General features: G+C 36.2%; 10 protein-coding genes. All 10 read right to left on the bottom strand.

Features of this window, described 5'->3' with window-relative positions:
* A partial coding sequence (locus tag ATZ99_RS05335) for an aminotransferase class III-fold pyridoxal phosphate-dependent enzyme (protein WP_157074719.1) occupies positions 1-781 on the bottom strand: 781 nt, incomplete at its 3' end.
* Positions 782-1,018: 237 nt separating this feature from the next.
* Positions 1,019-1,375 (bottom strand): YraN family protein, encoded by a 357-nt coding sequence (locus ATZ99_RS05330; RefSeq protein ID WP_083947361.1) that lies wholly within the window; start codon positions 1,373-1,375, stop codon positions 1,019-1,021.
* 283 nt (positions 1,376-1,658) lie between these two features.
* Positions 1,659-3,332, bottom strand: a complete 1,674-nt coding sequence (locus ATZ99_RS05325) for a PucR family transcriptional regulator (protein ID WP_068748199.1) — start codon at positions 3,330-3,332, stop codon at positions 1,659-1,661.
* Positions 3,333-3,444: 112 nt separating this feature from the next.
* Positions 3,445-4,329 (bottom strand): carbon-nitrogen hydrolase family protein, encoded by an 885-nt coding sequence (locus ATZ99_RS05320; protein WP_068748198.1) that lies wholly within the window; start codon positions 4,327-4,329, stop codon positions 3,445-3,447.
* A gap of 27 nt (positions 4,330-4,356) precedes the next feature.
* Positions 4,357-5,304 (bottom strand): carbamate kinase, encoded by a 948-nt coding sequence (arcC, locus tag ATZ99_RS05315; protein ID WP_068748197.1) that lies wholly within the window; start codon positions 5,302-5,304, stop codon positions 4,357-4,359.
* Positions 5,305-5,311: 7 nt separating this feature from the next.
* Complete coding sequence (locus ATZ99_RS05310) at positions 5,312-6,094, bottom strand: cyclase family protein (protein WP_068748196.1); 783 nt, start codon at positions 6,092-6,094, stop codon at positions 5,312-5,314.
* Between the two features lie 57 nt (positions 6,095-6,151).
* Positions 6,152-7,399 carry a YlbE family protein gene (locus tag ATZ99_RS05305; RefSeq protein ID WP_068748195.1) on the bottom strand — a complete coding sequence of 416 codons (1,248 nt, stop codon included), beginning with the start codon at positions 7,397-7,399 and terminating at the stop codon, positions 6,152-6,154.
* Between the two features lie 22 nt (positions 7,400-7,421).
* Positions 7,422-7,601, bottom strand: a complete 180-nt coding sequence (locus ATZ99_RS11610; protein ID WP_342669109.1) for a fdrA domain protein — start codon at positions 7,599-7,601, stop codon at positions 7,422-7,424.
* Positions 7,602-7,611: 10 nt separating this feature from the next.
* A complete protein-coding gene (gene fdrA, locus ATZ99_RS05300) occupies positions 7,612-9,147 on the bottom strand; it encodes an acyl-CoA synthetase FdrA (RefSeq protein ID WP_068748210.1) in 1,536 nt (511 codons plus the stop codon).
* A gap of 19 nt (positions 9,148-9,166) precedes the next feature.
* Positions 9,167-10,006, bottom strand: coding sequence for an oxamate carbamoyltransferase subunit AllH family protein (locus ATZ99_RS05295; protein WP_068748194.1), 840 nt, complete (start codon positions 10,004-10,006; stop codon positions 9,167-9,169).
* Positions 10,007-10,014: the final 8 nt, after the last annotated feature.

The raw sequence follows: 10,014 nt of genomic DNA, 5'->3' as shown, positions 1-10,014 counted from the left end.
TTAGCATTATCTCATTCTCATCGCATATCTCCCTAAGTGCCCTGAAAAACTCCGGCCTGAAATGGTTGTCCCCTCCCTCACCCTGGATGGTTTCAATTATTATCGCACATATATCATCGGGGTTTTCGGCAATAGCTTTTTTAATCTGGTTTATTGCCTCATTTTCCGCCCTTTTCACTTCATCTAAGTGCTTTTCTAAAGGCCAGACAATCTTGGGATTTGTAATCCTGGGCCAATCGTTAAATTTCGTAAAATACATAACCTTCCTCGGATCAAAGATATTTGTAAGGGAAAGGGTATAACCCGACCTTCCGTGAAAAGCCTCCTTAAAGTGTATAACCTTGGTTCCCTTCTGAGCGCTTTCTTTATAACCTTTATCAATGTTTTTCCTTACCTTCCAGTCCATAGCGACCTTTAATGCGTTTTCTACCGCCAGGGTACCGGTGTCAATTAAAAAAAGATGTTTGAAACTTTCCGGTGCGGCAACCTCCATAAATGTTTTTACAAACTGAGCCATTTCCACCGTATACATATCCGAATTGGCCACCTTATTGACAGCAGCTCTGAAGACTCTCTCTTTAAATTCCTCGTTGGCAAGTTTTGGATGGTTTAAACCCAACGGGGATGATGCAAAGAAGGAATAAAAGTCTAAATAATCGGTTCCATCCTTAGCGTCCACAATGTAGCTACCGTAAGATTTTTCTAAATCAATTACAATGGGATAACCATCCACCAAAATATACTTTTCAAGGGTTGGAATTACATCGTGAGGTGAAAACATTTTGAATACCTCCTCAAACAATTGTAAAAAATATGATTTATAATTATACAAAATTATGATTGTTTATTCAATATATACCTGTAAAAAATACAAAATAATTATTGTTACAATAACAATTTAAAATTAAATATTCATACATAAAAAAACTCGTAACCAAAAAACTTATAAAAAAATATAAAGCCGATATTCCCTTGAGAAATATCGACTTATTTACCGTATATAAAATTAATTTATTAATCAAAAAGCGTTTTCAAAATGCAAAAGATCGAGAGTTTTCCCTTTGCTAACCAGAATATCGATAACATCAAATCTTATAGAATTAAAATATTGTTTATTCTCGCCTAAAAAAATTAGTGCTGTTTTTCTTATTTTTTGCTGTTTAAAAAAATCCACAGATTCGAACCCTCTTCCAAAATTATCCGAATTTCTTGCTTTTACCTCAAAAAATACTATATTGTTTTCTTTATCCTTTGCTACAATATCTATCTCTCCAAATTTGCACCTATAATTTGTAGCCAAAATAGTAAAGTTTCTGCTGATCAAATATTTCTTCGCGTAATCTTCACCTGCTTTTCCTAAAATTTTATTATCCATTGCATCATTTCCTTTCATTTCTTGTATTTAAACACAATACATTAATATTCAATAAAAAAATAAAAAATCCTTCTTGTAATATAAGGAAAATCCAGTCTACAAGACGTATCAAAAAAAAGTGGTAATGAATATTATAAAAGTGGAAAAGGAGATACGGAGGTGAAAATATGCCTAATTGCTTTAACGATAGAAAAGCTTTTTTGATTTTCTTAATACTGATCCTTTTGCTTTTAGCAGATTAAATAATTTAAAAATATAAAAAGCGATAACCCTCGATAGCTTTTTAACGAGGGTTATCGCTTATTTGTTTTCTGTCTAAAATTTTATAGATCTGCAGAGCTACTTCCAAATTCAACCTATCCCTCGCGTTTTCCAGGTTTACTCCCAGGATTTCCTGAATCCTTTGTATTCTGTAAATAATAGTATTATAATGAGTAAATAAATCTTTAGAAATTTGTTTTAAGTTGCCATTGCATTTAAAATATGCTTCTAAGGTCTTTAAAAGTTCGGTTCCATGTTTTTCATCATACTTGACAATAGGATCTATATATTCATTGTAAAACTTTATTAATTCGTCTTCCTCGGCATTTTGATACAGCAATCTAAATATACCCAGATCGTCAAAATGAATCACCTCATTGTATTTTTGCAAAACATTGCCTATCATTAATGCTTTTCGTGCATCCTGGTAGCTTTTATATATATCAGTTATATTTCTGTAAAATCTTCCAATAGCAATTATCAAAGTTATATCCGGCAGACTCTCCTTAATTTTTTTCAGTATTTCATAACAATATTTTTTTGTGTAATTTCTGCTTTCTGCATCACTGATTTTATCCGGGACAGGTAAAAGAATTATCATGGTATCTAATTTTGTGGTAATTATTGCATTTTTTTCTTGAAGTAGATTGTTCAAAATATTAATAATTCTATTCTTCAATCTTACAAGTTCCGAGTTTTCGTTGATGTTTTTTAGTTCTTTTTCTATCTTTTTTATCTCCAGCAAAATTACCGTATATTGTTTTGAAGCATCAAAGCCAAAAATCGCCCCTCTTTCAGCAGAAATACTTCTTTTATCGGCATCAAAAGATAATAAATCATCTATGAAGCCTGAACGGTACCTCATCTCTACTTCTTTTGCTGCTATTTCCTTAATCAAGTAAAAAGCTGAGATCGTAGATGCTCTTTCAATAATATTAATCTCAAAATTTGTTATATCGTTTTTTTCTTTAAAAACATAAATTTCTCCATAATTTTGGCCGGCTGCCATTATGGGAACTTTTATTATAAAAAATGTTCCAATACCATTCTGTACTTCCATTATCTCATATTCAAAACTTCCATTTTTTTTGCCAATTAGTTTAATCACGGCATCGTTATATTTACTTCTCATTTCATCGCTACTATAATAGAAATTGCCAAAAACTTCTTCTTTTATCATAATATTGGCCTTTAGCAAATCAGAAAGGGTTACTGCTATCTCTTTAAGCCCTCCTCCATTTATAACGATATTCATCAATTTCCCGTGAACTTCATCAAGTCTTTGTAAAAAACTTGCCTGTTTATCAAATATTTCGTGAAGAATAGGTAGCATTAAATCCGAAAATGAAGCCTCCAGCGGTAATTTGAATAATGGAAACCCTAATTTATCAGCTGCTTGAATCATGGCCTCAGGAATTTCTTTAATATATCTTCCCGGTTTTATGCCTATTGCTGCCAATCCTTTAGAATTAAGCGCAGGTATAAGAGCTTTTTGAGCATCATAATCATCTTTAATAGAATACACAGTAGTTAACAATAATTCCCCCGGCTTTACCCAGTTAATTATATCAGGAACTTCCATTATATTAACTCTTGTAATTACCCGATTAATACCCGATTTCCCCGCAATCAGTTCGGCATTTCCTAAAAGTCTTTTTTCCAGCACTTCTTTGACCGTAATGCCAATCCTATCCATTAATTTATTCCCCCACTTAGGATGATCTATTTGTTATATTTCGACAAAAAGTGAAATTATCCTTTTTTTTGCTTTAAAATTTATTAACAAAAAAACCGCCAAATTGGCGGTTTTAGTAAGGTATTCTTTTTGCAGGTTCAAAAGGACATTTTGATTTCTTCATAATATTTTTATAAACTTCCAAATTTCTGTCTTCTACATGATCAAAGATCATAGGTGTGCTAGCACCATATGTGACGTATTTAATTGGGTCTGGATCGAGTTTCGCATAAATTATTTCTTCGGTACCTCTCGCCTGAGCTAGTTTTTGCGCTATGGGATTTATAATCATACTGTGTCCGAAATAAAAGTTGTTTCCTGCATCAGGTCCCACCGCATTTACGGCTACAAAATATACATGATTATCGTAGGCCCGGGCTTTGTTTGTTAACTCCCAAATATCGAAACTTCTTAAAAGTGCGGAGGGTCTTACTATAACTTCTGCACCTTTAACTACAAGCTCTCTTGCTAATTCCGGAAAATCTCCATCATAACAGATCATCACTCCAAGTTTGCAAAAAGGCAATTCAAAAACGGGGGCTTCCTTTCCAGGGGTTGACCATCCGCCCGCGCTTAACCTTTCCGTAGGAAAAAGGTGTGTCTTGCGGTAAATACCGATAATTCCCTCCGATGGTCCAATTACGACCGCGCTATTATATACCACATTGGGCTGTTCTCCCTTTTCATACATAGGAACAACAAGATAGGCATCTAATTCCTTAGAAAGCTTTTCCATTTCTTCCGTTACTTTTCCAGGTATTGGATCTATTAGATTGTAAAATTCTGAAATTGGCATATTGGGAGTAAAACCTGTGGTGGCAGATTCCGGAAACACTATCAGATCAGGGTTATGCAGTTTCTTTGCCTTTTTAGCCCATTCCTTTATTTTTCCCACATTATACGATATATCGTTTGGTTTTGGAGCAATTTGTACTCCACAAACAGTAAATTCTTTCATAAAAAGACACCACCTTAATCTATAACCTTATGGACTTACCACCGTACCGAAAATCCCTTCTGCTGCCTGTAAAGCATTGTCAAGAGATGTAATTACCGCCGTTCTTTTTTTATTTTCCACAAATTTCAGTACAGCCTTTACTTTTGGTCCCATACTACCTTCTTTAAAATGTCCTTCGTCATAAAATTTTTTCATTTCTTCCAATTTTATATTCATTAGATTTTTTTGATCGGGTTTTTTGTAGTTTATAGCCACATAAGGAACATCGGTTAAAATCACAAATATATCCGCATCTATTTCTTCCGCCATTTTCTCGGCAGCTAAGTCTTTATCTATTACCGCATCTATTCCTTTTAGCTCCCCATTTTCATCCAAAAACACAGGTATTCCGCCACCACCGCTGGCTATAACAATGGTACCCTTTGATAATAGTTCTTTAATAGCGTCTATTTCTATAATGGTCTGCGGCTCAGGAGAAGGAACAACCCTTCGCCATCCTCTTCCGCTATCTTCCTTCCATACTTCGCCAAATTCTTCCATCGCTTTTTTAGCATGATCTTCTGAATAAAAGGGTCCTATCGGCTTCGTAGGATTTTTAAAAGCCGGATCATCTTTCGATACCAATACCTGAGTTACAACCGTTGCCACATTGTTTTTTAAACCCGCTTTTTTCATTTCATTAAACAAACATTGCTGTATCATATAACCCAATAATCCTTGAGTAAACGCACCACATGCATGAAGGGGCATTGAAGGAATTCCTTCCTTTTCGGCTGCTTTTTGCTGTAAATACACCTGACCAACCTGTGGGCCATTTCCGTGGGTTATAAGGAGCTGGTAGCCCCGTTCTACGAGGCTTACCAGCTGTTTTGCGGTAATTTTAATATTTTCCAATTGACTTTCGAAGGTGCCTTTTTGTCCGGGTTGAAGTATTGCATTACCGCCAAGTGCAATTACTACTCTCTTTTTAGTCATATTTTCCCTACTCCTCATGGAAGGCTACAATTCTGCAAATTGAAGACTCTCCACCCACAAATCTCCACGGGAAGCAGCCAATAACGGTTCTCTTATTCAAGAGCTTATCGATGTCTCCGCCCAAGTTCTCTGCATGAATAATTCCATAAGGGAAAAGTTTAATATGCATTAACTGGTAGTGGTTTGCGGGGAAGAATTCATCTAAACCTTTCCCGTATTTCTCTTTAAGATATGCATCCGCCTCTTTTGCCTGGTTGGGCATCCATTCTCTAATTTTCGTATTCATTGGATGGTCTGCAGAACCGCAGTCAACTCCGATCCATTTAATCTTCATTTTAATACACCATTCGGCGAATTCCATGGTTGGTCCCGGATGTTTAATCATATATTTAATTTCATCAGCATTTGGCTGGTCCCAGGCATAATGATGATAGCCTGTGTGAATTATTAAAATATCTCCTTCTCTGACATCCGCTCTTTCCATTATGTCTTTAGAAGTGTAAATTCCATAGTCTTCAGCTATATCGCTTACATCAACTACGACACCGGGTCCTACAAGAAAATCAAGAGGAAGACTTGCTATATCCCTTCCATTTGTGCAAAAATGTAGTTCGCCATCTAAATGGGTGCCCACATGGTTACTGGTAGTAATAAGCTGACCGTTGGCTCCATTTGGAGCAAGCCTTTTGAAAAATTTGATTTGCAGTGGTTCATAAGTGGGCCATGGTGGTGTAAGATGACTTAAAGGTTGTGTTAAATCATACATTTTTACTTTTTCTAAAAAACTCATTGTTATTTTACCTCCTCATAATTTAAATTGATAAATTTAGTATTTCCTACAAAACTTTTACTCAATGTTATACTCTTCAGCAAAGGCAATAAGCGCATCTTCAAAACATTTCATTGGGGGATTTACCAATCCTGCCCCTACCTGACCAATTCCCGGTTTTTTATGGGCTATTCCCGTGTTAATTATTGGTAATATTCCCGTTTCGATAACCTTTCTGATGTCTATGCCGGTTGGGGTTCCTTTAAAATCAAGGTATGGGATCCTGTAGGCATTGTTTTCAGTTAGCGTAATTTCGTACATGCTCTGGGTATAATTAATGGCATCCTTAACCGTACCGCCTACAAATTGTACAATTGCAGGTGCTGCGGCCATTGCAAAGCCACCAATACCTATTGTTTCAGAAATTACGCTGTCACCTATATCCGGATTTGCATCCTCAGGTCCGAAACCAGGGAAATAAAGACCTCTAATTTTTTCTGCAGGTGCGGTAAACCATTTATCTCCAAGCCCACTTACCCTGATGCCAAAATCCGTTCCATTCCTCGCCATTGTGTAAACCATCGTACTTCCTTTTATGCCCTTTGCAGAGTCTGCTGTAGCTTTGCATGCAGCCATTGATAAATTTAAGAAGAAATGGTCATTTCCGTTGATAAATTCAAATACCTTTGCCACATCTTCCTTTGGAAGACTGCTTTTAACAAGCCCGGGAGCAATTTGCCTTAAAAACAGAGATGTACCGGCTCTATTTCTGTTATGGCATTCATCTCCCATCATTAGAGCCTGAACCTGTAAGTTTTTTACATCGATTTCACCTACTATTGACAGAGCCTCTTTTAAGGCAGGACCGAGTACCTCTTCCATCCATTTCAATCTTTTTATGACATCTTCCCCGTAAGCGCCAAATCTTAATGCCTTTCCAAGACCTTCATTCAGGTTACAGTAAGCTTTGTTACCGTAGGTCTTATTTTCTACTATAAAAACCGGCATTGATGGTGATGTAACACCCGCCATCGGACCTACTGCATTATGGTGGTGGCAGGAATCAAAAATAATTTCTCCAGAGCTTGCCAGTTCTATAGCTTGATTTTCATCCTGTGCCAGTCCTTCATATATCAGAGCCCCGATTATAGCTCCCTTCAAGGGGCCTGACATCCTATCCCATGTAACCGGTGGACCGGCATGCAAAATTGTCTTAGGAGTCATGCCTGGAATTACATCTAAAGCCTTTCCGATACCTACAAGAACGGGTTGGCTGTTTAAAAATCTCTGAACCGCTTCTTGATTTGCTCTTTCAATGTCTACCAATTTGTTTTCCTCCTTTAAAACTTTATTTTAATTTCTTAAGTATGGATAATAGTTTTGTATTACCTCCTGCAGGAGGCCTGAATTCCACGTGGATTACCGGCACCTTCAAACTTTTTAAATCATCTCTGAAACCGGTTATTCCAATGTTTACAACCTTCAATTCCTTTTTAAAAAGTTCGTTAATCCTGGACAATAACGTCACCTCCTTGAATTTAATCCCCAACAATTGCCATGGCTATCTCTACTGCTCTTTTATTAGTAGTTGTCACTATCGCCCCGGCTCTTTCTAATTCTTCTTTCTGCTTTCTATAATCCTGTGGATCTTCGTAGGTTCCACAAAGAGAAATAACAAATATAATATTATTGCCTTTTTTCAAAGCAATTTCCCGTGCTTTTTGAATAGCAGGTACCAATTCCGAAGAAGGATCCTTATGAGCACCGTAACCCAAAACCACATCCAGTAAGATAACCGCTACTTCTTCGGATTCTGCTTCTTTTAAAATCCTCTCCACCCTCTGGGTATAATCTATCATGGGATGCGGTTTACCGCGGGTAAATTCATCATCCCCCATATCAATTACCGTATGCTGTATGCTTTGATCCTTTGAAGGAAGTTTCTCCTCTTCAGTTAAGGCAATGTTAGAATATACTCTCGGGAATCTCTTTTTCATTAAAACCATTGCCTCATCGCAAAGGCTTCCTCCCGAGTAAAGTCCCCTGATGTATTTTTGATTGGCACTAAGGCTCTTTTTAATTTTTTCTATATCGATTCTTACCTCTTCTTCATCAGGCAACTTTGCAATTTTCCCGTAGCATGCTTCGTAAGCTTTAAATGCAGTCTCTTCCAGTGTGGATGCAGTTTCCAATCCATATTTTTCAGCAAAGGACAAATCCGCACCAATAAAATGTACAATAACTTTTTTATCAGTATTTTTTATTTTCTCCAGGACCCTTTCCATTACTTCTTTTGCGGGTGGTTTTGAAATAAGAACTATACAATCGGTTTCATCATCTTCAATCAAGGCTTCTATTCCCATTGTCATCATTATTCCACCGACTTCAGCTTTTAAATCCCTGCCACCCGTACCTATTACCTGAGAAACCCCTCCTCCAAGTCTTGTAATTATTGAAGAAACCTCTTGTGTCCCTGTTCCGGAGGCTCCGACAATTCCAATTTTCCCCCGCTTAACTTTATTTGCAAAGGCCAAGGGAACCCCATTTATTATTGCCGTACCGCAGTCCGGCCCCATCATTAAAAGTCCTTTTTCCCGGGCAATATTCTTTAGTTTTATTTCATCCTCCAGAGAAACATTATCGCTGAAAAGCATTACATGAAGCCCGGCTTCTAAAGCTTTTTTCGCTTCTTCAGCTGCATATATACCGGGTACCGAGATTAATGCCACGTTTAAATCTGGAATCATCTGTAATGCCATTTCCAGACTCCTCGGGTTGTATTCACTTCCCTGAGCCTGAGTTCTTTTTGTTAACATTTCTTCTACTTTATTTTTAGCAACTTCAATACTTTGTTCATTTTCCGCCTTAATTGCAATTACTAAGTCATTAGGCGTAGCTTCCAGCACTTCGTCATTTATCATGTCTACATTTTTTAGGGTTTCTTTATTAAAATCCGTTGCCATTACAACTACAGCTTCTTTTATCCCTTCGATGTTTTTCACTTCTCTTGAAATTGTCATTAACATGACCGAATCAAAAAAGGAGTTCTTTTTAATCACTATTTCTTTTACCATTTTTCCCCGGAATACCGGATTACACCTCCTTGAATTTCTTAATGCCATCTATTATTCCTAAAGCCCAAAAGCATCCCGATGTAGCTCCGATTTTTAGCAATTTATGAAAATTATCTTCTATAGACCCGAGTTCATCAGGATGAAAAAGGCTTATAAGCAAATCAATGACCAGTTTGGGACCTCCAAACATTGCCGCTGTTTTTAGCATTTGATAGCTGACAATGTTGGTTTTATTTTTTGATTTCCTTATTAATTTCAGGTTTTCTTTAAATGCGCGAAAAATTTGCTTTTTTATTAAGAAAGACATAAAATTTTTTGCCATCATATAACCGCTTAAAAAATCATCAAAAGCCGGAGTAAGCCCCGGTCCCAAACCAATCATCGAAGACAATTCTTCTTCCTCTAAGTTTACGATTTTTTTTCTTACCGCCAAAGTTAAGTCATCGTATTTAGAAAGTTCTTCATTTGCTATCGATTCCAATAAAGATATCTTTGAAAGCAATGACTTTTTATCATAAGATAAATTTTTTTCATTTAAATGCTCAGAAAAATAGCAAAAAGGGTTAAAAATATTAATATCATAAACGTAAAAAAATGGGGTATTATTAAAAAACAAAATATCGTCATGAAAATGTACCGTGGATCCCTCAAAACTCAGCGGCAAGGTTTCAAAATTACCGGTAAAGCTAATAGATATATTATAAAAATTTAAAAAATCATCTTTTTTTACAATACCAATCAGTTCATTATCAAACAGAATGTTTATGGCATTTTTAAAAACACTGTGAATTTTACCTTTTTTCCTTGAACTTAAAATTCTCAGTGCTTTTTTTCCGGCAGATGCAGTAATATAAATCATATTAATTC

Origin of the sequence: Thermovenabulum gondwanense (genome assembly GCF_001601575.1) — a bacterium.
Classification (GTDB): domain Bacteria; phylum Bacillota; class Thermosediminibacteria; order Thermosediminibacterales; family Thermosediminibacteraceae; genus Thermovenabulum; species Thermovenabulum gondwanense.
The sequence above is the reverse complement of the archived record's forward strand: the minus strand, read 5'-3'. Positions and strand labels throughout refer to the sequence as shown.

Bases quoted from the DNA above. Each gene is read 5' to 3' on its own strand.
- ATZ99_RS05330 (WP_083947361.1), bottom strand. From the start codon at position 1,375: ATGGATAATAAAATTTTAGGAAAAGCAGGTGAAGATTACGCGAAGAAA.
- ATZ99_RS05325 (WP_068748199.1), bottom strand. From the start codon at position 3,332: ATGGATAGGATTGGCATTACGGTCAAAGAAGTGCTGGAAAAAAGACTT.
- ATZ99_RS05320 (WP_068748198.1), bottom strand. From the start codon at position 4,329: ATGAAAGAATTTACTGTTTGTGGAGTACAAATTGCTCCAAAACCAAAC.
- arcC (WP_068748197.1), bottom strand. From the start codon at position 5,304: ATGACTAAAAAGAGAGTAGTAATTGCACTTGGCGGTAATGCAATACTT.
- ATZ99_RS05310 (WP_068748196.1), bottom strand. From the start codon at position 6,094: ATGAGTTTTTTAGAAAAAGTAAAAATGTATGATTTAACACAACCTTTA.
- fdrA (WP_068748210.1), bottom strand. From the start codon at position 9,147: ATGGTAAAAGAAATAGTGATTAAAAAGAACTCCTTTTTTGATTCGGTC.
- ATZ99_RS05295 (WP_068748194.1), bottom strand. From the start codon at position 10,006: ATGATTTATATTACTGCATCTGCCGGAAAAAAAGCACTGAGAATTTTA.